The 23,326-nt window shown below is 46.3% G+C and carries 14 protein-coding genes; 13 read left to right on the top strand and 1 reads right to left on the bottom strand.

From position 1 onward, the window contains the following. The 9 genes from ACZ42E_RS10440 (at position 1) to ACZ42E_RS10400 (ending at position 18,592) form a co-directional block, all read left to right on the top strand. Positions 1-1,497, top strand: a complete 1,497-nt coding sequence (locus ACZ42E_RS10440) for a purine-cytosine permease family protein (RefSeq protein WP_464892257.1) — start codon at positions 1-3, stop codon at positions 1,495-1,497. A gap of 64 nt (positions 1,498-1,561) precedes the next feature. Next, positions 1,562-2,305 (top strand): cyclase family protein, encoded by a 744-nt coding sequence (locus tag ACZ42E_RS10435; RefSeq protein ID WP_464892256.1) that lies wholly within the window; start codon positions 1,562-1,564, stop codon positions 2,303-2,305. A gap of 168 nt (positions 2,306-2,473) precedes the next feature. After that, positions 2,474-3,376 (top strand): glutamate formimidoyltransferase, encoded by a 903-nt coding sequence (ftcD, locus tag ACZ42E_RS10430; RefSeq protein WP_464892255.1) that lies wholly within the window; start codon positions 2,474-2,476, stop codon positions 3,374-3,376. Between the two features lie 141 nt (positions 3,377-3,517). Continuing rightward, positions 3,518-4,654 carry an HD-GYP domain-containing protein gene (locus ACZ42E_RS10425; protein WP_464892254.1) on the top strand — a complete coding sequence of 379 codons (1,137 nt, stop codon included), beginning with the start codon at positions 3,518-3,520 and terminating at the stop codon, positions 4,652-4,654. Positions 4,655-4,717: 63 nt separating this feature from the next. Beyond that, positions 4,718-7,588, top strand: coding sequence for a hypothetical protein (locus tag ACZ42E_RS10420; RefSeq protein WP_464892253.1), 2,871 nt, complete (start codon positions 4,718-4,720; stop codon positions 7,586-7,588). A 16-nt stretch (positions 7,589-7,604) separates the two neighbouring features. After that, positions 7,605-13,820 carry an IPT/TIG domain-containing protein gene (locus tag ACZ42E_RS10415; protein ID WP_464892252.1) on the top strand — a complete coding sequence of 2,072 codons (6,216 nt, stop codon included), beginning with the start codon at positions 7,605-7,607 and terminating at the stop codon, positions 13,818-13,820. Positions 13,821-13,824: 4 nt separating this feature from the next. Then, complete coding sequence (locus ACZ42E_RS10410; RefSeq protein ID WP_464892251.1) at positions 13,825-15,522, top strand: hypothetical protein; 1,698 nt, start codon at positions 13,825-13,827, stop codon at positions 15,520-15,522. 19 nt (positions 15,523-15,541) lie between these two features. Further along, a complete protein-coding gene (locus ACZ42E_RS10405) occupies positions 15,542-17,050 on the top strand; it encodes an S-layer homology domain-containing protein (RefSeq protein WP_464892250.1) in 1,509 nt (502 codons plus the stop codon). A gap of 39 nt (positions 17,051-17,089) precedes the next feature. Continuing rightward, positions 17,090-18,592, top strand: a complete 1,503-nt coding sequence (locus tag ACZ42E_RS10400; RefSeq protein ID WP_464892249.1) for a M1 family metallopeptidase — start codon at positions 17,090-17,092, stop codon at positions 18,590-18,592. A gap of 2 nt (positions 18,593-18,594) precedes the next feature. Here ACZ42E_RS10400 and ACZ42E_RS10395 read toward each other — a convergent pair whose 3' ends face one another. Then, positions 18,595-18,951 carry a hypothetical protein gene (locus ACZ42E_RS10395; protein ID WP_464892248.1) on the bottom strand — a complete coding sequence of 119 codons (357 nt, stop codon included), beginning with the start codon at positions 18,949-18,951 and terminating at the stop codon, positions 18,595-18,597. Positions 18,952-19,073: 122 nt separating this feature from the next. Between ACZ42E_RS10395 and argS the strand changes: the two genes are divergently transcribed. The 4 genes from argS (at position 19,074) to ACZ42E_RS10375 (ending at position 23,325) form a co-directional block, all read left to right on the top strand. After that, positions 19,074-20,759, top strand: coding sequence for an arginine--tRNA ligase (argS, locus tag ACZ42E_RS10390; protein ID WP_464892247.1), 1,686 nt, complete (start codon positions 19,074-19,076; stop codon positions 20,757-20,759). A 12-nt stretch (positions 20,760-20,771) separates the two neighbouring features. Next, positions 20,772-21,005, top strand: a complete 234-nt coding sequence (rpoE, locus tag ACZ42E_RS10385) for a DNA-directed RNA polymerase subunit delta (RefSeq protein WP_464892246.1) — start codon at positions 20,772-20,774, stop codon at positions 21,003-21,005. A gap of 3 nt (positions 21,006-21,008) precedes the next feature. Beyond that, the gene (locus tag ACZ42E_RS10380; protein WP_464892245.1) at positions 21,009-21,644 is read left to right on the top strand and encodes an MBL fold metallo-hydrolase; all 636 of its coding nucleotides are present in this window, start codon (positions 21,009-21,011) and stop codon (positions 21,642-21,644) included. A 64-nt stretch (positions 21,645-21,708) separates the two neighbouring features. After that, a complete protein-coding gene (locus tag ACZ42E_RS10375) occupies positions 21,709-23,325 on the top strand; it encodes a CTP synthase (protein WP_464892244.1) in 1,617 nt (538 codons plus the stop codon). The last annotated feature ends 1 nt before the right edge of the window (position 23,326 follow it).

Below are 23,326 nucleotides of genomic sequence, written 5' to 3'. Positions count from 1 at the left end.
GTGGCGGAAAGAGATATTGCTTTAGAAAAAGAATCTGTTGCCTATAATGAAGTAGGGCAAATTGAGCAAAATAACCTGGAGCCTATCCCCCTTAAATATCGCCATGGAGATCCCAAGGATCTCTATGGCATGTGGATAGGTGCCAATACCAACTATGTAGTTCTATTAAATGGGGTATTGATGATAAGCCTGGGGCTCAGCTTTACCCAGGCAGTAATGGCTGTCCTGGTGGGCAACCTGCTGGGATGTGCGGTTCTGGGCATGGCAAGCATTATGGGACCCCGAACCGGGACAGCGGGCATAGTTACCACCCGCACTTCATTTGGCCATCTGGGAGCCCTTATTCCTACCTTTATAAGCACGATATCGGTTTTGGGATGGTTTTCTATAAATTCAGTAGTGGCCACCATGGGACTGCAGGAACTGTTTAAACTGGCCGGTGCGCCTGACACCCACCTCCTTATGTGGATATGTTTGGCGATAGTGCTGGCTGGAGAAATGCTGCTGGCTATCTACGGGCATGCCACTATCCTCAAGGCAGAACAGTGGATCGCAGTAGTGCTGGCTGCCATGTTTGTAGGACTGTTCCTCTTTATGCTGCCCCATATGGATTGGAATTTTGCATCGACCATAGTAGAAGGCGAAGGGGTAACGGTCTGGGGAACCTGGCTTTTGGCCATGGGAATAATATTCTCCTATCCTATATCCTGGACCAACTTTGCCAGTGACTATTCACGCTACTTCCATCCGGATGTGGACTGGAAGAAGGTGGCTTTCTTTGCCGGGGCAGGACAGTTCACAGCACTCGTTTTGACTGAATTTATAGGTATAGTGGTAGGGGTAGTAGCCCTGACTACTCTGGGCCATCTGGCTGATGACCCGGTAAGCCAGCTGCCGCAGCTTTTACCGGCCTGGTTCTTTGCCATATTCATGCTGGCAGTTATATTTGGCTGTGTGGCTACCAATGTTCCGAACGGATATACAGCCGGGCTTTCCCTGCTGGCTTTGAGGATACCGCTTACCAGGGTACAGGGGGTTCTGGTAATAGGGGTTTTCACCCTTATATTCCGGATAGTAACCCTGCTTTATGGTCAGTTCTTCGAGCTTTATGAACAGTGGCTGATTTATATAATTATCTGGACCTGTCCCTGGATAACTATCGTGCTCACCGACTACTTCCTGCGGGGACGCAATTATGACACCATTGAGCTTATGAAATGGGGCGAAGGGGAGTACTGGTATAACGGCGGGGTATTCTGGCCTGGACTGATAACCTTTATTATCGCTATCGCCGTGTCTATTCTGTTTACCAACTCCAACCTTTATGCCAGCCCCTTGATGACGAAATATTTCGGCGGAGCAGACCTGAGCTACTTTGCCGGTATGATTACGGCCTTTATCATCTTCTACTTCTGGGCTAAAAACCATCCTACTTATGAAAGGGCAAGGGCTATGGGCGAAAGCCGCTTCCCCGAAGAGATATTGCGTTTAAAATAGTTCAAACAGTAAAAAATAAAATCATAGTAAAAAATAGAATTAAGGAAGGAGTGTTTTTTAAAAAATGCGGAAGATTGAAGTCGACCCCCGGAATTTTAACCAGCAATACGAGATTATTGATTTATCGCAGCCTATTTACCAGGGAATGCCGCTCTTCCCCATCCATCAGAAGACCTTTATCATGGTGAACCAGACCCACGAAGAGAACCAGAAGGCGACCGGTTCTCCGACCCTTGGATTCTCAGCCCGTAATCTGCTCCTCAGCGAGCACGCGGGGACTCATGTTGATGCGGTTTGGGAATACGAACCTAATGGGCCAACGATTGACCAGATGGGATTCGAATTCTTCATCGGGGATGCCATCTGCGTAGACCTGAGGCATGTACAATACCCCAAATATATTGAACCGGAGGATATTCAAGAAGCTCTGGACAAGGCTGGACTCGAGATCCGCAAGGGCGACATTTTTATAATGTGGACGGGCCATTACGATCGCCACTACCCGACCAAGGAATATGCTGAAGGGCCGTACACTGGTGTGTCCGAAAGGGCAGCTGTATGGCTGGCGGAGCAGGGTGTCGTCAATATTGGTATCGATGCTCCGGCCATCGACCTGACTCCGGACGATCTCAACTTCTCGGGTCACTGGGTATGCGGCCGGTACGGTATAACCAACAGCGAGCACTACTGCAATCTGGACAAGGTAGCAGGCAAGCGGTTTATATACATCGGTCTGCCGCTCAAAATCAAGGATGGGTCCGGTTCTCCCATCCGGGCTATTGCTCTTCTGCCCAAAAATCAGAAATAAGCTGTCTTTGGACCATGGGTTAGAAAAAGTAGCTTGTCAGCAACAATTAGAAGCAGCAGTCTTTATGGAAAAAGAGGATGAAAAATAAGTAAAAACAGGGATTAAGGTTTCGCCTTAATCCCTGCTTCATGTGTACCAAAAATAATATAAGCAAGGAGGAGACCTTAATTGAAGAAGTATATTCATGCCGTACCTAATTTCAGCGAAGGAAGGCGCATGGAAGTAGTAGAAGCGATTGTGGCACCCTTAAAAGGGGTACCGGGAGTAAAGCTTATCGACTACTATCCGGATTATGACTTTAACCGCACCGTAGTAGAAGTGATAGGAGAGCCGGAACCTTTAAAAGAAGCTCTTTTGCAGATGGCCGGCAAAGCCTATGAACTTATCAATATGGAGGAACAGCAGGGAAGCCATCCGCGCATAGGGGCCCAGGATACTATTCCCATCTTCCCCCTGGCCAACATAACCCTGGAAGAGTGCGTACAGCTGGCAGAAGAGATTGGACAGGAAATATACAACCGCTATAAAGTGCCGGTATATTTCAGCGGCGAAAACGCCCGCAATGAACAGAGAAAAGACCTGGCTTTCATAAGAAAAGGGCAGTATGAAGGATTAAAAGAGGTAGCCCATACCCCGGAAAGGGCGCCGGACATTGGGCCTGCCGCTCTGCATCCGACAGCGGGGGCAACTATTGTCAGTGCAGCCATGAGAGGGCTTACCGCAGTAAACATAATCCTGAACACCGACAATTTAGAAATAGCCAAGACCATAGCCAAGATGATGAGAGGTCCGTCTGGCGGATTCTCCACCGTACGCGCGGTAGGATTCCGTCTGGAAGACAGGAATCAGGTGGCAGTATCCATGAACATGTTCGATACCGATGCTACACCGATATACAGGGCTTTTGAAGTAGTAAAATTCGAAGCAGCCAGATATGGCCTGGAAGTAGTGGGAACCCAGATAGTAGGGACTGTACACCTGGATGCCCTGCTTAACTGTGTAGAATACTACCTGCGGCTGGTAGACTGGGACCGCAAGCAGATTATTGAAAATCACCTGATTGGGCTGTAATTGCATATAAAAATAAAAAGGAGGCGAAAATTTTTGCTGCCTCCTTTTTGTATTGTAATAATTTTCTTGCCTGTTCCCGGTAGGATTTCTGAATGACAAAGTCGAAATAAGGGGGGAAAGGATGGAAGGTGAGGTAAGATAATGAAAAGAAAGCATATACTTCTTACCGGGGCAGTTTTGACATCACTGGTAGTCGCGATGGATCTTATGTGGAATCTGCCGGTATGGGTAAGAACCCCTCTTTTTATTCTGGCCGGGCTGGCTTTAACTTATTATGCTGCTTTGAGCTATAAGCTGGATCGGGAAAAAGACAGCCTGGAAGAATTGCTGGCGATAGAAAAGGAGATAGAAAAACAGCCGGGAGAAGATGCGGAACACTTTAAGCAGCTCATAAAAAGGCTGCTTCCCTGTGAAGAGGTTTTTTACGGCAGAGAATTGACCAGCCTGGGTTTGGTTGACGAAAAGGCTTTAAACAGGCTTAAGGAGATGGCAGAGGAAAAAAGGGGTCTAATATTAAACCAGCCTGATAAAATAAGAGAGCTGGGGATTGACCGACACATTAAATCCCTGCTTTTCCTGCATAATGGAAAAAAGGGTCCTGATGAAAGGCTGGTTTTATGTATAAACAGTGAACCAGATATGTTTGGCAGATATGATCTGCAGATAGTCATGTTTTTGCTGGATAAGATAGTCAGGGAAGAAAGGAGGCATGAACTGATGAAAAATCAAGCAGGATGCTGGCAGGAACTTGTATATATCCTGGTTGATGCCCTGGAGAAAAACAGCCCGCTTTTTATCGGGCATGGGAAAAGGGTGGAAAGGATTGCAGCTTTGCTGGGCGAAAGGCTGGGACTTTCTGATGGGGAAAAGGAGGTGCTTGCCCTGGCTGCCCTTTTGCATGATGTGGGAAGAAGCATCCCCCACGAGGAAGATGAAGAAGGGAAAGATAAACATGCGGTGTATGGGGCAGAGCTTTTCCCAACCGAGGGGGTGCTGGGTGAGGTAAGAAAGGCTATTTACCATCACCATGAAAGGTATGACGGAAGCGGTATGCCTGAAGGCTTGAAATATGAGGAGATTCCTTTTATCTCCCGGATAATAGCGGTAGCTGACGTGTATGATGCAGTTGTTTACATAAACCGGGAAGGTGAAGAGCTGAATCATGCCCTGGGAAGAGCAGTTATTAAAAAGGCTACCGGGACTCTTTTTGACCCGCTGGTGGTGGCAGCTATGGAAGAAATAGAAAAAGAAGTGGAAGATATTTATCTTAAAGGGTAAAGAGGCAGAGGTTTTACATCGATAAAAATTAAAGGGAGATTTTGACGCAGGGAGTAGAAATTTATGCCTGAAAAGGGTTGCAGAAGGAAATTCTTTTTTATAATTCTTGCCCTGCTGTTTATAGGCGCAGGAATGGCGGATAACCGGGAATGCCTGGCAGCTGCTGCTGATGAAGTGCTTAAGGAGGCTCCTTTTTATACAGGACAGCTTACCATGGATGCAAGGCATTTCAGCAGTACCGGCCTCCTTCTTAAAGAATGGGGAGGAAGCGGCCTGGTGCAGAACAGCGAAGGGGGCTATATAAGCAGAGATGCCCTCCTAACCTGGAAAAACGGGAACCTTACGGTAAATTACGCTGATCTCCTGGGAAGCCAGAAGCAGGCTGTTGATGCGAGTGTCTACGGAAGGCTGGTATTCAATATGCCTGCTGATGCAGTAAGTGCTGACGGCAATTACCGTTTTATAATAAAGGCTGGCTCTGATGAGGCTGTATTCTACCGGGATTTGCCGGAAGGCAAGTTTTTCATCCCGCTTACCCGTTATAGCGACAGGCCATATCATCCCGATTTTAACCCCCTGCAGAAATCAGCCATTGCCTGGCGCACAGCAAGCGGCTGGGTAAAGATATATATTAACCCCCGTACAGAAGCAGAAGATAGGCTGGATTATGCCCTGCCCTTGAGCCCCTTAAACCGGATCCCCCTTGATGAAAGCCATTATGATGCGAATACAGGGGTGTTATATGCGGATGCCATTTCAAAAACCGGGGAACTTGCTACCCTGGATGGGGTAAAGCTAAATAAGGATGAGCTTTTAAACTGGAGTACCGGAACGGTGCTCGTAAAATACGCCGACACTTTTGGCAGACAAAAGCAGGATGATGGAAGCGGCCATCCGGTTTACGGGGTACTAAAGCTTAAAATGCCAGCCGGGGCAGTTGGGCTTATCCTGAAAAAAGGGGATAAAGATGCTTATTTTATAAATCCGGGAAGTATTCTGGAAGTACCCCTTTTGCAGGATATTTCCAGGCCCTATGATCCAAAAACTAACCTGCTGGTTAAAGCAGTGGCTGCCTGGAAGACAGCAGAGGGGGTATGGAATAAAATTTCCTTTATGCCTGTATCCCAGGCGGAAAGCATAGTAAAGGGGGCAGCTCCCGGCCAGGTTGAGATAAGTTTATCCCCGGTTATTTATGATGCCAGAGGGCAGCTTTATGCTGATGTGATAAATAAGAGCGGCACCCTGGTGGCCAAAGATGGGAAGACTATCCTGTCCAGGGATAACCTGCTTGCCTGGAGTGCTGGGCTTCTGGAAATCAGGTACGCAGAGACTCTGGCTGGCCAGGTTACCGGTAAAGGCTACGGATATCTGGGTTTAAGCCTGCCTTCCAACCTTACCGGGGATAAGACAGCACCCCGCTTTATTGTAAAGATAGGAGAAAATGAGGCGGCTTTTTACGGGGAAGAAGGGGATGTGATATGGGTGCCTTTTATCGCTGACCCTTCCCTGCCCTATCATTATCAAAACAATCCGCTGGTGGAAGTGGTGCTGGCCTGGCGGACAGAAAACGGCTGGCAGAAGGCGGTTTTAAAGCCGGCCAGGGAGTACAGGAAGCCTGTGCTCAAAAGCAGGTTCCCTTATGGGCCTGATGATACCTGGTTTGATGAAAAAAGCCTGTATCCGGCTACTGTAAACAATAAAGAAAGATACTTTGTGGGGGCGGTTTTTGCTGATGAGGACGGAAGCCTCAAAATAGCAGAAGATATAACAAGCCTCATAAGGCAGTGCGAGGTTATAGTGGCAGGCGGCAAGACTTCCCTTCTGGATGATGAACTCCTTGACTACCTGCAGGGGCTGTCCGGGACAGGAAGAGAAGACTTTATCAAAAAGTATATTTTTATAAAAGATAGTTCCAAAAAGGAAGCGGTTTTGCGGATTCCGATAAAAAAGCCGGTGAGCCAGAGCCGCTGTGAGGTAAGGCTGGCCTCCGGGCTGGTATTTTATGAAAACGGGGAAGGAAATGAGGAGGTAAGCTGGTTTTTCAATACCATGGCGGTGCCCCAGGTTACTGATATCTATGTGGGGAGCATCGGGGAAGATTATGATGAAAAAGAACCTTTACTTATAAAAGGAGACTTTTTCTACAGCAAGAATGTGAACGTAAAATTTGGCGATGTTTTTGCCTCCCGGGTGGAAACAGCCGCGGGAAGCGATGGAAAGATGTATCTCAAGGTTTACCTGCCAGCTGGCAAGAGCCGGTTAAAGCCGGGGGTATATGATATAACGGTTATAAATAACAATAATCCCGCTTACCAGACTGTGCTGGCCGGTCGGCTGAGCGTGGTAAAGGCAGGGAAAGGGGATCCTCCTTCGGAAGGCTTTAAAAAGCGGCAGGATGCTTATTATGGTGAAATAAGGGAAGAAAGGGAAAAGAGCGAAGCAGTTCTGGTTTTAAAATCTTCCTTCCGGGAAAGGGCTTATATCTATCTCCCCCTGGAAGAAATCATGCCCGGCAGCTGGCGGGAAAGAAAGGTAAAATTTTCCGGCTACGGCTGGCCGGTTATAAGGGAGCTTTCCCTTAATACCGAAAAAGGGGAAGCCGTTTTTAAGGATGTAGAAATTAACCGGCAGGCGGAAGATACTGTTTTGACGATGGGGACACTTTCCCCGGCCGCAGTAAAAGGGATAGCCTATCAGGTGCCTTTTTATAAGTTAAGATCGGATATGATGGTGGTAAAAGGGGAAGGAATAAGGTTTGGCAGTGTAGATGTAAAGCTGCGCTTTGGCCATGTATCTTTGGGCAAGCTTAAACTGATGCGCTATGATGAAGCTGAGCGGCGCATATATGAGATGCCGTGCCGGATAGATTATCTGAACGGGGAAGCCTTTTTGACGAGCCGCGAAGGCGGGGTATTTTTCCTTTTAGAAGAATAAAAGGGGAGAGCTAGCGGTGCGAAAGAGATATTTAAAGATTTACAGCTTGATAACTGTTTTCATATTTATATTTACCGGCCTTATCGCTCCACTGCTGCCGGTTTACGGTTTTGACCCGGACAGGTTTACCGTTGCCAGCATAACTATAGGCAAGACTTTTAACCGGGACCGCAACCTTATAAGCAGCTATATACTCATAAGAGGTGAATATTTGAAGGATGCGGAAGTAGGGGTAATAACAGATGAGGCAGGCTATAAGCCCCTTAGAAACCGGACTGCCAATTCTGACAACATACTGCAGTTTGAATTTACCGAAGACATAAAGATTTCTTCCCTGATTATCGGCAATGGGGAGATTGCTGTACAGGAAACAACGGCCATGCCTGCTTTAACCGGCATTGACCGCAAGGTTAAGGTAGGAGAATGGGTAAATTTAAGGGGAACCAACCTGGATGAGCTTACAAAGACTGAGCTGACAGTAAAGCTGAATGGAACTGAAGTTAACAAAAGCAGGATTGAAGTGCTCTCTGCCGAGAGCGCCAGGATAAATATGACAGGCGGACAGCCGGGGCTGCAGCAGCTGGTGTTTAGCCGCAGGCAGGATGGAGAGCTGAAGGTAGGAAATACGGTTAGATCAACACCTTCTATAAATGTAACCTATACTTATAATGACCAGTTCCTGCTGGTACAGGACCTGGATATTTCAAATGACCTGGAAATGTTCCCTAACCGGGGAATAAAGGGAGATACGGTGTTTTTCCGGGCTGCCAAGCTTGACGACTATGATGTGTTTTTTGTGAAAGCCCTGGATGGGACAGACCCTTATACTTTAAACAACCGGGGTCAGAACCCTACCTTTAAGGCGGATGCCGAAGATGGCCGGGACATCCTTACCGTACAGGTCCCGGATATACCAAGAGGGGAATATTATGTGGTGCTCACCAACAAGGTGTTGAGCGGGCAGGATCCCATGAAAGCGGTTATAAGCGAATGGGTGGTAAAAGACAAGGAAGGCAGGCCGGAAATTTTTACTGTTATCGATGCCGCAGCCAGGGCGCGCATCTTGAGCATCCAGCCGTCTGAAGGTCCTGATTCGGGTTCTCCCGCTGTTATTTCCGGACAGTTTCTGGGGACTTTGAATATAAGCGACCTTAAGGTCAATGATGGGATAATCCCTTCAACCCGGATAGAAGGAAATGGGGAACTGCTGGCAAGGACCTGGGGAGATGGCAGCACGGCCGTAGGCAAATACAAGAACAATATCGATATAACCAGGGTGGAACGGCAGATAGTAGTAATCATAGGGAATAAGGCGGTTTTCAGGGAAGAGTCTTCTTTTACCCGGGATCTGGATCGGCTTAACATAACAGTTCCTATGGTGACTGATGCGGCGGAAAACCCGGTAAAGGATGTGGTGGCAGAGATTACCACCGTTCTCCTGGACAGCGGCGGAAAAGAATATGTGTTTAAGGAAAGGGCAGTTCTTAAAAATGGCTATAAATTTATACCCAGCATGGTGCAGCCTAATATCCAGAGCATAGTGCCGGACAAGATCGAGGTGGTAAAAACAAGCGGCGACCGCTATAAACTGCCGGAAGAAAGGATTGTTGCCATTCACGGGCAGAACTTTATGATCACCCGCTTTGAAAAAGAAGGTACACTTATTACCCGCTACCCGGCTGTAAAACTGGGCGAAATCGTGCTGGATAAAAACGCGGAGCCTGAACTGAAGCTTTTTGTCCTTAATAAGGATGGGCAGATACTGGATGGAAGCAAAGGCAATGAAATAGGAAGCAAAATTATCGTTTATGTGCCCTCTTCTGATGCCCTGGATAAGACGATACCCGGCACTTTGCTGGGCAAAAATCCGGTAGAAGTAATAAATCCGGTGCGCAATTCGGAAAATATGGGCTTAAGCCACAAAGTGCCCGATCTGGTAGAGTTTGTAGAGATAAATCCCAACAAAAGGCCGGTTATAGAAAAGGTAGTTCCGGATGTAGTCACAGTTGACGGGGGAGAAGAAGTAGTTATAGAAGGGAGCAATTTCGCGGAAGGGGTTAAGGTTTTCCTGGACGGCAATATAGTGCCGGGGATTAAGAGGCAGGGGGACGGAAAGAAAATAACCTTTACCGTCCCTAAAGGCAGAGAAGGGGAAACCCAGCTGCAGGTCATGAATCCGGAAGGGGGCATGGCTGTCTGGCCGTTTACGTATGTAAAGGTTTATACCAACCCCAGGATTACCGATTTTGCTCCCAAAAGAGGCAATACCGGCACCCTGGTAGTTGTAAAAGGGGATAATTTCTTGAAGCCGGATCCGACAGCCGGCAGCGATGCGGTTTTGAGGCTTATTGGGACCCGTGTATTTCTGGAGAATATTGAGGTTAATGATTATAACATAACTGCTGGCAGGATAACCCTGCAGGATTATAGGCCAGCCAGCCAGGTAAAGCCGATATTAGGCGTGGAAGATGGCAGCCTCAAGATAGCAGACTACTATTATGCCCTTATTTATGAAGAAGATGTGAGCAAGCGCTTTTTTACCCTGGATGTAAATGCCAGAGGAGAAATAGTGTTAAGCGACGGAGCTGGCAGTGCTTATACCATCAAGGCAGAAAATGGCAGGATAGCTGCCAATAAAGCAGGGGGAGGAGTTTTTGAAGTAGAGGTAAAAAGCGATAACCAGGCAGCTTTTCAGCTTAAGGATGAGCAGGGAAATATCCATCTTGATTTGAATGCCAAGACCCTTTATAAAGTGGAAGACGGGGTTATAACCGGTTCGCGGGTTAAGGTGCTGGACCGCAATACCCTGATCTTTACGGTACCGGTGCTGGAAGCTGACGGCTATTATGATGTGACAGTCATGAATCCGGATACCAAAAAAGACAGCAAGAAAGACCAGCAGGGATTTTATTATTTTACCCAGCCCCAGTCCAAACCGCGCATAAGCGAGGTTGTCCCTCCGGAAGGCTCAGTAAGCGGAGGCTATGAAGTGGAGATAAGAGGGGTTGATTTTGTAGACAACGGGCAGGAAAAGACCCGGGTTTATGTAAACGGAATAGAGGTAAAGGCAGAAGATACCCAGGTTAATCCCCATGGGACGGTAATAACTTTCAAGATGCCTCCTTATCCCGGCAACCTGTTTGAGGAAAAGGGGACTGACCGGCTGGCAGTGCCGCTGGTAGTTGTGAATCCGGATGGGGGGACTGACAGCCGGGAAAAAGGGTTTACCTACATAGTGCCGCGCAGCTATCCCAAAATAACATCAATCATTCCGGTTAAGGGAAGCGCGGCCGGCAATGATATTGTGGAGATTACCGGCAGCGATTTTCGTTATTTCGAGCCTTATGACGACAAAAACCGCAATCAGCTTTGGGATGCTGGCGAACCGTTTAATGATTTAAACGGCAATGGGGTATGGGACAGCATAACTGCCGGCAGCAGCCTGGCCCAGCCGGTGCCGCTGGATCATCCGCGCTACCAGTATTATTATGCCTCCCCCATACTTCCCCGGGTATATTTTGGGGATAAACAGGCCAGGATTGTGGAATTTGGACGCGGATTCATAAAGGTTATTACTCCCCCGGGCAAGGCGGGGACAGTTGATGTATATCTGGTAAATAACGACTCCGGGGTTTCCAACAAGGTAAAATTTACTTATGAGGGCTCCCAGCCGTCTGTAAGCAGGATAGTGCCGGCGGAGGGGCGCAAGCAGGGGCGGGAAAATGTAGAGGTTTACGGCTCCGGTTTTGCAAACAGCACGCTGGAAGTATGGCGCGACGGGATTAAATACACAAAGCAGATGCCGCTTATACAGTTTGGCAGCATTTCCAATGCCTCTATCCCCAGAGAACAGGAAAATTCCGGAAGGATAGACAACGGCCGGGCTGCGGTAAAGCTGGAAGGAGGCCTAGAAGTTGAATATACTTCCCTGGGGACTTCTGCCAGCCTGGCGGTAAGGATAACCGAAGGCGGAAAGATATATGAGGCTGTATTTGACGGCTATGATGATACGGTTAAGTATATTGATGTGGAAAGCCTCATATCTACATCAGACGGGGTAAGCCGCTATCCAGGCTATGAACTTGTAAAGGTACAGGTGGAAGACAGAAGGCTCATAGTGGAAAGGGGTTATGCACCGGAAGCTGCCCTTTTGAACTCCACCCAGATGACGGTTAAAACGCCTTCCTATTATAAAGTAGGCAAGGTGCCGGTTACCCTCTACAATCCGGACGGCGGCAAGGCAGCCGGGGAGTTTACCTACAAAAACCCGGACAGCAAGCCCCGGATAATAAATATAACCCGGGACGGGAATAATCCGAAGGAAACCAGGGTAAATGGGCAGGATATAAGGCTTCTGGAAGTAAACCATAAAGGGAAAAGCCTTATAACCGTGCTGGGCGAGGATTTCAGGGAAAATGCCCGTATTTTGATAGGGGATTTCCTCACTATCGAACCAAAGGATATCGTCTATACTTTGCCAGGCAAGCTGGCTTTCACCATGCCGGTGGTAGATGAAAACAAGGTAGGAAAGCTTTACAAACTGGTAGTAGTAAATGAGGACGGAGGAGTAGCCTCTTCTGACAGCCTGCCTTCCGGGCAGAAGCCTATCTATATACAGTTTACCAAAGGGGAAACCAGCCCGCAGGGAACTAAAGCAGAACCTGTAAGAGGGCCTGCTACCGGGGGAACGGTAGTCAAGATTGAAGGCAAAGATTTCCGCGCCAGCATGGAAGGCTATGAAGGCAAAAAGCTGAAGGTGTTTTTTGGAGGCAAGGAAGCTTCCAGTGTAGTGGTGGCCGATTATAAGACGGTTTATGCAGTAACTCCTGCCCATGAAGCAGGCAAAAAGGTTATCAGGATTGAGAATCCCGATGGGGAAAGCACAGAACTTAAGGAAGGGTTTGAATATATAAGCATGCCCAGCATATCCGCAGTAGTTTCCCCTTCTGATCCCTCCGAATCTGTGCGGATACGGGAAATTTCGGCAGAAGGAGGAGAAGAGATAAAGATAAAAGGCGCTGGCTTTATGCCGGGAGCTAAAGTAGTGTTTGTTCCGGTGGTTAAGAAAGCGGAAAATGAAGATAAGGCAGATATCTACCGGGTAAAAGAGGTGGTAAAGGAAGTAGCCGGAACCAGGCTCACAAGCAAAGAGATTGACTATTATATGCTGGAATCCGGCATCGCTGCCGGGGAAGCCAGGTATATCGACAGCCAAACCCTTACGGTAAAAGTTCCCAAAGGGAAGCTGGAAGGCAAAGGTATTATAGTGATAAATCCGGATAAAGGGGCGAGCAGCGTATATGAAGACATAACCTATACCCTTCCGGGAGTCAGTGCGCCCCTTAATGTAAAGGCGGAAGTGGTAGTCGACAGGTATAATGATACCGACCTCTATATAAAAGTAGTGTGGGATAAGGTAGATAAAGCTTCCCAGTATGAGGTTTATGTGATAAAAAATGGCAAAAACCCGGAATTTATAGGTTCCACAGATTTGACTTCCTTTATTTATAAAGATCTGGAGCCGCGCACCCTTTACAAATTTGTGGTTACTGCGGTGGGGGACTTTGGCTCTTCCAAATATTCAGCGGAAAGTAATGAAGTAAAAACCGGAAGCAGGGTAGGTTATCCGGATACTGATGGAGGCCTGGCGGAAAAGACAGAACTTAAGCGCAAAGGGCAGACTGCTGAAATAGTTATAGGCATTAAAGATTTTGATGCCAGGAATATGGTTTTTGACCTTACAGCGGTGGAATGGGCAGGAGTGCGGGAGGTAACGGTAAGCATACCTGCTCAGGTGGTGAACAGTACAGGAGCTAAAGATGTAGAAATTAAAGGGAGCGATTGGGTGGTAAAATTTAACCCCGGGGTATTTAGAACCAATCAGGTGTCAGAAGCAGGGAGCCGCCGCGATGCCGGGGTAAAATTTACCCTCAACTTAAATCCCTTTATGGAAGTGCCAGGAAACAGCCTATCCCGCACGGTAGAACTCAAGGCAGAATTTTTCAAAGGAGCCCAAAAAAATAGCTTTGGCTACCTGGCTCGCAATATGTCGCTGGTTCTGGATTACGACATGAATAAAGCCTCTTTAAGGAGGTTAAGTGCGGTAAGCCTGGCACGTTACAACCCTGTTCGGGGAAGCTATGAAGAGATTGGACAGCCGAAAAAGGTTACCGGAACAGCAGGAGAGAGCATCAACCAGCTGGGAATTTACACGGTAACAGGCAGGAGGTAAATATATGAAAAAAATAAGGCTTTTATTGGCTGCCTTTTTGCTTACTGTCTTTGCTGCATCTGTTTGCCCGGCGGAAGCTAAAGCAGCAGATCCTTTCCGGCAGGGATATATAGAAGGCTATCTTCTGGAGGTAACCCTTCCTGCGCGGGCGGAAGGAGGAACTGTTTCCTACGGCAATATAGTGGTGGAAACTTATGAAGGTGAAAAATACCGGATTAACCTGCAGAAAAATGCTGTCACTACTATTGACAGGCAAACGGCAAAACTTGCTGATTTTAAGCCCGGGATGGAGGTTTATGCCAGGATCGTAAACCGGCAGATAAGCCTTTTAGAAGGATACTCCACCCTGGTTGCCGGTTATATAACTCCCGGCAGCCGGGTGAGGAGAGGCATTATTTTTGATATCGAGGGGGATCAGCTGACAGTAAGGAATTATGCCGGGGAAAAAGAAACCTACTATATTTCTCCTGCTACTCTGGTTACAAAAAAGGGAAAAGCCATAAGGCCCGATTTTCTGTATCCCGGTGACCGGATAAAGCTTTATTTTGATGAAGTATATACGGATATAGCAGGGAAAATAGAGGTAGAAGGCGATTCTGTCCTGGTAAACAACCTGTATAAAGGGAAACTGGAAGGGATGGATTTTAAGGCGGAAAACCTGGTTTTAAGCGGGGTTTCTATCTGGCGCAATGGAAGATGGCAGGATTATGAAGGGATTTTGCGCATACCTTATGACAGCGGGGCAAATGCTTTTGCTGGCGGGCAGAAAATTGCCGAGACCAGGATTCCTTATTACAGAGGGAGAGATGTCTACCTGGTTACTAAAAATGTGCTGGGGCGGGAAACGGCAGTGAATATTATCCTTAAAAACCAGTATGAATCAGTATTTGCAGATAAAATAGCTGATATAAACTGGTATGCTGACCGCTTTGAGCTTAAGGACCGGAATAATTTCCTTCTGCATGAGGGAAGTGTGGTAATAAGGGACAGCAGAATCCAGGATAAGATGATTCTGGGCATCGGTGATGATGTCCTGGTCATAGCGGACGGCAGGGGGCAAAGCCGTCTGGCCAATATAGTATATATCTATAACCAGGGGATTAATAATTCAAAACGCGGACAGTATTATCTGTATGCCGGCAGGCTGGACCAGGTTAGCGAATACCGCCTGTGGCTCAAGGATTACTTCCTGCTGGGAGGCAATAGCTGGGAATCTTTCAGCAAAACCAGGGAATTTTTCTTTGACCGCGATACCTGTTTTTATGACAGCAAAAACCGCATCTTCTTAAATACGGATGCGTTTATAGCTGGCGACTACGCGGTGGATGAGAATAGCGAAAGGGTAAAAGAAAAAGGGCTTCAGGACTGGTATGCCTACATATATGCTGATGGAGACCGGGCAGCAGCTGTCCTTCTGCAGGAGAAAATGGACTCCCTTGCTGTACAGAGGATAAGCAGCGGGATAGTAAATAAGGTAGAAAAAGATGAGCTGGCAGGATGGACAGTTACCCTGCGGGATGTGGCTGACTGGAGCCAGGCCAGGGAACAGTGGATGCCGAGAAATGCTTTATTAAGGGTTAATGTGGAAAAAGCCATGCTTATAAAAGAGGATAAAGTTATCTCTCCGGAAGATTTAAAAACGGGAGATCGGCTTTATTTGGTAAGAGATGATTTTTACGCCAGGGTGGTAATTGTAAAATAAAAAGTTGGGGAGACAGGGCATGAGAAAAAGATCAGTTTTTATAAGTACAATGCTCATATTCTTGTTTGTTTTTCCGGCAATGCCCCTTAAAGCAGGCTATCCAGACATAAACGGCGGGGTATATAATGAATATGAATATGAGGAAGTAGTGTTTTTATCAGGAGAACCGGTCAAATTTACCGGCAAGGTTGATGTAAGCTACAAAGAAAAAGATACCGGCGCTACCGTAAAGTACACCATGGATTTAAAGCCGGAGAATGTGAGTATTAAAGGCAAACTGAGCCGGCAGGTTACCTATGAGGTAAGTTATGACAAACGCACTGACAGAGGACAGACGATTGCTGATATTAAAGTGGTTTCCTTTAAGGAAAGCATAGACCTGGATAAGGATAAATACAAGCTGGAAGATTTCCAGTTTTCTGCTTCCCGGATAATCGACAACCGGCCAGCTTCTGATTTCTATTCCGGCACTTTAAGTGCGCGCAAATATTACACCATTAATAAAACAGACGGAACCGCCGTTGTCGATATAAGCGGGGGAATGGTTGGGTATGCCAATTTCTGGGGAGAAACAACTACCCAGCTTATCGAAGAGGTGATAACTGTAAATAGAACTTTGCCGGCTCAGAAAAAAGGGGAAAGCGGGGAAAAGATAAACTGGCAGGGAACGGTGAAGATTGATTTTTCGGACAGCATGCGCAAGACTTTGAAGTATGAGGAAAATAAGGCTGACCTGTCCAGTTTCAACGGCGGGCATATGCGCATTACCGGATATAACATGTATTCCCGCTATGAATATGACCTCCCCGCCATGAAAGAAGGCAAGCCGGAAAACAGCCGGCGTAGCCGGGGGAGTATAGAGCTGGCCAGGGATAAGCTGCCGCAGATAGAAAGGCTTATTATACCCAAGTTTTACGATACCAGAGGGCACTGGGCCCAGGACAGCATAGAAAAGCTGTACTCCCTGGATGTTTTTGCCGATAATTCTTCTTTCTTCATACCTGATGCACCGATGACCCGGATGGATTTTGTGCGGGCAGTTATGAAGGCCTGTGATATAAGGGTAGATGAGGGAACGAAAAAGAGGACCAGCAGCAGAAAAAAACAGGTGGAAGTCTCTCCTTTCCTTGATGTGCCAGCTGAAAGTGATGACTATAAATATGTGAAAAGTGCGGTAGGAAAAGGCATTATAAGCGGCCTGGCACCCGACTTTTTTGGAGGCAAGCAAAACCTTACCCGGGCCCAGGCAGTCACTATCCTTATAAGAGCCCTGGGATTTGAACATAAGGCCCCCAGTCCGGGATTTTATACCTCCTTTGCTGATGATGAAAAGATTCCGGATTGGGCCAAAAACAGCATATATGTAGCCCGGGAGATTAACCTGGTAAGCGGGGATGATGAAAACCGCTTTAATCCGGATAAGGTTATGACCAGGGCAGAAGCTTCGGTTATGCTGGTAAAGTTTCTGGAGTTTCTGGAAAAGGATCTGCAGAAAAATTACCGGGAAGAGATTGTTCTTTACAGGTAGCAGGTGAAGGGGTGCTTTTTTAAGGCAGGTGAATAAAGTTTGCGCGGGAAGATAATTTGGGCAGCAGCTATCATAGCCGGGGTTATATGTGCTGCCTATTTTCTTTATATAAATGAAAATGTAATTTCTGCCCGGGAAGAGAAAGCCCTGGCACGGGTAGGGGAAAGGGAAAAAAGAAGCCTTTTCCCGCATCCGGACAGGACCTGGTATAACATGGAGCTTATGCTGGATACAAAAAGCGGCATAATTTATGGCAGAACTGTCCTGACTACCAGCAATACTTCGGATACAGCCCTTAAAGAACTGTGGTTTTCGGTTTATCCCAATGCTTTCAAAAGCCGGGAAAAAACCCCTGCTCCGCTTAATGCGTATTACAAAGGATTTGATGAAGGCTGGCTGAAGGTAGAAAAGGTAAGGGTTAATGGGATTACCACCGTTTTTGTAGAGAAAGATGTGAATATAGTAGTTATTCTGTTTGAAGAAGTAAAAAAAGGAGAAGATATAAAGATAGAGATGGAATGGAAGGCCAAAGTCCCGGAGGTTGCCTATCGCTACGGAAAGAGAGATGGGATTTTTATGCTCAGCAATTTTTATCCCGCTCTTAATGTGCTGGATGAAAAAGGTTGGCACCAGATGGAAAATTATCCTTTTGGCGATCCTTTTTATTTCCACAGTGCGGGCTATAAAGTAAAAATAATGGTGCCGGACAGGTATGATGTAGTCGCTACCGGCTCAGAAGTGGGAAGGGTGATAAAAAGCGGAGGGATTAAGGAATATTTCCTGGAAGGGGAAAATATAAGGGATTTTTGCCTGGCTGTCCTTATTAACTACCAGGAGTTTAAACTTAAAGGTCAGGCAGCGGATATAAAGCTTTGGATGCCAAAAGGAAATGAAAAAAGAGCCGGGGATATTTTAAGAGAAGCTTCTTCGATACTGGATTTTTATTCGGCGCGGTTTTGTTCTTATCCTTATCCTGAATTCAAAATTGTTTTTGTGCCTATGCAGGGATTTGAAGGCATGGAGTATTCAGGGCTCATATTTTTGCAGGAGAGCTTTTTGAAGAATAGTTTTAGGGGGGATAAAAAGGCGCTTTTTATTTTAGCCCATGAAATTGCCCACCAGTGGTGGTACAGCCTGGTAGGAAATGACCAGATAGCAGAACCCTGGCTGGATGAGGGGCTGGCTGATTTCAGCGCTTTTAAGTATATGGCTGTGGTAAAAGGTAGTAGCTCTTCTGATTACCGCGTAGAGGGGGAACTTAATCTGGCTAAAGGGCTTAAAGACATGAAGTCCCGGCAGGACTACTACCAGACTGCCTATTATGGGGGAGAGGCTTTCTGGAGAGGTTTAGAAGAGGAGGTAGGCGAGGATGTAGTTTATAATATACTTAGATCTTACCTCGCCTGCTATAAATATGATATTGCTTCCCGCCAGGATCTTTTTTATATTATTGAAATGGAGTCGAAAAAAAATCTGGATAATTATCTGGCTCGCTGGTTTGCAACAGGGGACGGTTCTCTGTTGCACCAAAAAATGGAATAGAGTTATACATAAGCTCCATATTCCCGTAAAATCTGGAGGGCTTTAGCTGCCTTCTCATTTTCTGTTACCAGGGTTACCAGATAGGGGTAACCGCCAGCCATGTCGCCGCTTGCGCTTCCGCTTACCGAAGGGTCAGCGGCTAAAAGAACGCCTAATGAGCGGTCATATTCCTGGCCTATTACCATGGAAGAAAGGCTGCCTGTCAATCCCCGACCTGCTTTGCCAGAGGGAAAGCGGGATATGGTGTCGATTTGGATGTCGGAAAATCCTTCCAGTTTAAGTTTTTCGGCAGCCATTTGGGCGCTGTTTTCATCTGCAAAATAGGCTAATATAGATCTTTGACCTGGATTTAACTGCATATGCGGCCTCCTTTTCATAATAATAATCTGTTTTATTTTGCACACTTTTATACTTTTTTATAAGTTTTGCCATTTTTGTGACATAATAATTAGGGAAAAATAAATTGGGAGGATGTTTTTGGATGAATCCGATACAGGAATTAAAGAAAAATTTAAGTACCCTGGTGGTAAATGCATTAAAAAAGGCTAAAGAAGAAGGCCTGGTGAATTATGAGGAAATTCCCGATTTTGTAATAGAAGTTCCCCGGGAAAAAGAACACGGGGATTTTGCGTGTAATGCAGCCATGCTGCTTGCCAGGCAGGCGCGCATGGCCCCCCGTAAGATTGCGGAAGTTATAGAAAATAAAATGGACTGGCAGGAGTCTGGTTTGATAGAAAAGGTGGAAGTGGCGGGAGCTGGATTTATAAATTTCTTTTTAAGCCATAACTGGCTGTATGAGGTTCCTTTTCTGGTAAAAAAGATGGGGGACCGGTACGGCTATAATGAGGAAAAAGGGGAAAAGGTGCAGGTTGAATTTGTAAGTGCCAACCCTACAGGGAATTTGCATATGGGAAATGCCAGGGGAGGGGCTCTGGGTGACAGCCTGGCTAATATTTTGCAGCTGGCTGGCTATGATGTGGAAAGGGAGTTTTATATAAATGATGCCGGCAACCAGATTGAGATTTTTGGGGATTCTCTGGAAGCCCGCTACCTTCAGCTTACAGGACATGATGTGCCTTTTCCGGAAAACGGGTATGCCGGACAGGATGTTATCCAGACGGTAAGGAACATAATTGCTCATTATGGAAATACCTTGCTGGATTTGCCAGCAGAGGAAAGAAGAAAAATACTCATCGATTATGCCCTTAAGGAAAAAATTTCTTATATCAGAAAAACCCTGGAGGATTTTGGGATTCGCTATGATGTCTGGTTCAGTGAAAAGACTTTGCATGAATCGGGAAAAGTAAAGGAAGTTATAGATTATCTCAGGGAAAAAGGCTATATATATGAGCATGAAGGGGCTTTGTGGTTTAAATCTACCCTTTTTGGTGATGAAAAAGATGAAGTAGTGATGCGTTCCAACGGTATTCCCACCTATTTTGCCGCTGATATAGCTTATCATAAAGACAAGTTTGAGCGCGGTTTTGATCGGGTTATCAATATCTGGGGCGCTGACCATCATGGCCATGTAGCCCGTATGAAAGGAGCCATGCAGGCTTTAGGGTATGATCCGGAAAGGCTTGACATACTTCTTATGCAGCTGGTGCGGCTTTACCGGGGCGGCAACCTGGTGAGGATGTCCAAAAGAACAGGTACCACGGTTACCCTGGATGAGCTTATTGAAGAAGTAGGGAAAGATGCGGCGCGCTTCTTTTTTGTAATGCGCAGCCCGGACAGCCATCTTGATTTTGACCTGGAACTGGCCAAAAAACAGAGCCAGGATAATCCGGTATATTATGTGCAGTATGCCCATGCCCGCATCTGCAGCATTTTCAGGCAGGCAGAGGCCTGGGGAATAAAAATGCCTTCTTTGGAAGAGATTGATGTAAAAAGGCTTAAGGAAGCGGAAGAGCTGGAACTCCTGCGCAAGATTGCTGATTTCCCGGAAGAGATAAATATTGCTGCCAGGAGTATGGCTCCCCATCGTATTGCCAGATATGCGCTGGATTTAGCTGCTCTTTTCCACAGTTTTTATAACAGCCACCGGGTGCTGGGGATTGAAGACAAAGGCCTGCAGGATGCCAGACTTTTGCTGATGGAAATAACCCGTATTACCATAAAAAATGCGCTGAATGTTTTGGGAGTCAGTGCTCCTGAACAAATGTAGGAGGTGCAGGTTATGGTTCAGAAGAAAAAGAGCGAAACTGACCTGGCAGTAGATATTTTGCTGGAAAGGATGGAACCGATGTATTATGCGGATTTGCTGCGGGAGATTGTAAACCGCATGGGCAGAAATGCAGATCCAGAAACGATGACTTCTATTTACAGCCGGCTTAATCTGGACCACCGCCTGGTTTATCAGGGGGAAGGGTACTGGTATGTTGATACTAACCGGGTGCGCAGGGAGGGGTAAGGTGTGCTGATAAAATGGCTGGGGCATGCTTCATTTGTTATTGAAACAGAGGGAAAAAAGATAATTACCGATCCTTTTGAGGAAAAGGTAGGCTATCCTCTGTATGAAGGGGAAGCTGATATTGCTACTGTAAGCCATGATCACTATGATCATAATGCCGTGCATCTCTTGAAAGGGAGCCCCCTGGTAGTTAAGGGAACCGGTGTTTTCCAGTTTGATGGAATAAAAATAACCGGGTATCCTTCCTACCATGATAAAAATGAAGGCAAAGACCGGGGAGAAAATACAGTATATAAAATATGTGCTGAAAACATAAATATCCTGCATCTGGGGGATCTGGGACATATACTGGAAGATAGAATGGTTAAAGAAATAGGAGAAGTCGATGTCCTTCTCATTCCAGTAGGGGGAGTCTATACTATAAATGCAGAAGAAGCTTTTGTGCTGGCCAGGAAAATCAACCCCCGTATAATTGTTCCGATGCATTTTGCTACTCCTGCTTTAACTTTTTCCCTGGCCCCGGTAGAAGAGTTTACCAGCAAATTTGCCTGTACGGTAAAAAAACCTTATCTGTCTTTAAGCAGGGAAGATTTACCCCCGGAGGAGAAAGTTATCGTTCTTGATTATGTAAATAGTTGATTTTCGAAAATAAAGAAGGTAAAATTCTAAAGGATTTGCACACAAGAAAGAGAGGGTCAAAAAAGTGACTAAATATATATTTATTACTGGAGGCGTGGTATCTTCACTGGGGAAGGGTATTACAGCTGCTTCGCTGGGAAGGCTTCTAAAGAGCCGTGGGCTTAAGGTTTATCTGCAGAAATTTGATCCTTATATAAATGTAGACCCGGGGACCATGAGCCCTTACCAGCATGGGGAAGTGTATGTTACTGATGATGGGGCCGAAACAGACCTGGATGTAGGGCATTATGAACGCTTTGTCGATGAAAACCTTACCCAGCATGCCAACTGTACTACCGGACGCATATACCAGGCAGTTTTAGATAAAGAACGCCGGGGAGATTATCTGGGGCAAACGGTACAGGTAATACCTCACATAACCAATGAAATAAAGGAAAGGATAACCCTTATCGAACAGCAGTCTAATCCGGATATTGTCATAACTGAGATAGGAGGCACTGTAGGGGATATAGAATCCCTGCCTTTTCTGGAGGCCATAAGGCAGCTTAAGGTAGATTTGGGGAGAGAAAGGGTCTTATATATTCATGTAACCCTGGTTCCTTATATAAAGGCAGCTGGAGAGCTGAAGACCAAACCTACCCAGCACAGCGTAAAAGAGCTGCGGAGTATTGGAATACAGCCAGATATACTGGTATGCCGTACTGAGAAGGATTTGTCAGAAGATCTTAAGGCCAAGCTGGCTCTCTTCTGCGATGTAGATAGAGAAGCTGTAATACAGCTAAAAGATGCTTCTTCCATTTATGAAGTTCCGCTTATGCTGGCCGAGGAAGGGCTTGATGAACAGGTAATCAAAAGGCTTAATTTGAAGTGCGGAAAAGCGGAACTGGATGAATGGAAGGAAATGGTACAAAGGATACATCATCTGGATCGCAAGGTGCGTATAGGCCTGGTGGGCAAATATGTTGAACTGCCTGATGCCTATATAAGTATAGTGGAATCACTGAAACACGCTGGTTTTTGTTATAATGCTGAAGTAGAGATAAAATGGATCTATGCGGAGAAAGTAGAAAAGGAATCTCCTGAAAAGTTCCTTAATGATGTAGATGGGATTTTAGTACCGGGTGGATTTGGAGAAAGGGGAATTGAGGGCAAGATAGCAACTGCCAGGTATGCCAGAGAAAATAACATACCTTATCTGGGCATATGCCTGGGCATGCAGTGTGCGGTTATTGAATTTGCCCGCAATGTATGTTCTCTTAAAGGGGCTAACAGTTCGGAATTTGACATTAATACCCCGCATCCGGTTGTACACCTCATGCCTGATCAGGAAAACATTGAGCAAAAAGGTGGAACTATGCGGCTGGGGGCTTATCCCTGCCATATAAAAGAAGGGACCAAAACCTATGCCGCCTACAAAACAGGGGTTATAAGCGAAAGGCACCGGCACCGCTATGAATTTAACAATGCTTATCGGGATATCATGGAGGAGAAAGGGATGATAATTGCCGGGCTTTCCCCCGATGAGAGACTGGTCGAGATAATAGAGCTAAAAGATCATCCCTGGTTTGTGGCCTGTCAGTTCCATCCCGAATATAAATCAAGGCCCAACCGGCCTCATCCCTTATTTTTGGGGCTTATAAAAAGTTCTCTTGATTATGGGAAAAACAAAAAGCAGGCTTAGA

This window comes from Thermosyntropha tengcongensis, assembly GCF_055381335.1.
Note: the sequence above shows the minus strand (reverse complement) of the source record. Positions and strands in the feature narration are given on the sequence as shown.

Coding starts and splice junctions, on each gene's coding strand:
- ACZ42E_RS10435 (WP_464892256.1), top strand. CDS start 1,562: ATGCGGAAGATTGAAGTCGACCCCCGGAATTTTAACCAGCAATACGAG.
- ACZ42E_RS10425 (WP_464892254.1), top strand. CDS start 3,518: ATGAAAAGAAAGCATATACTTCTTACCGGGGCAGTTTTGACATCACTG.
- ACZ42E_RS10420 (WP_464892253.1), top strand. CDS start 4,718: ATGCCTGAAAAGGGTTGCAGAAGGAAATTCTTTTTTATAATTCTTGCC.
- ACZ42E_RS10410 (WP_464892251.1), top strand. CDS start 13,825: ATGAAAAAAATAAGGCTTTTATTGGCTGCCTTTTTGCTTACTGTCTTT.
- ACZ42E_RS10405 (WP_464892250.1), top strand. CDS start 15,542: ATGAGAAAAAGATCAGTTTTTATAAGTACAATGCTCATATTCTTGTTT.
- ACZ42E_RS10395 (WP_464892248.1), bottom strand. CDS start 18,951: ATGCAGTTAAATCCAGGTCAAAGATCTATATTAGCCTATTTTGCAGAT.
- argS (WP_464892247.1), top strand. CDS start 19,074: ATGAATCCGATACAGGAATTAAAGAAAAATTTAAGTACCCTGGTGGTA.
- rpoE (WP_464892246.1), top strand. CDS start 20,772: ATGGTTCAGAAGAAAAAGAGCGAAACTGACCTGGCAGTAGATATTTTG.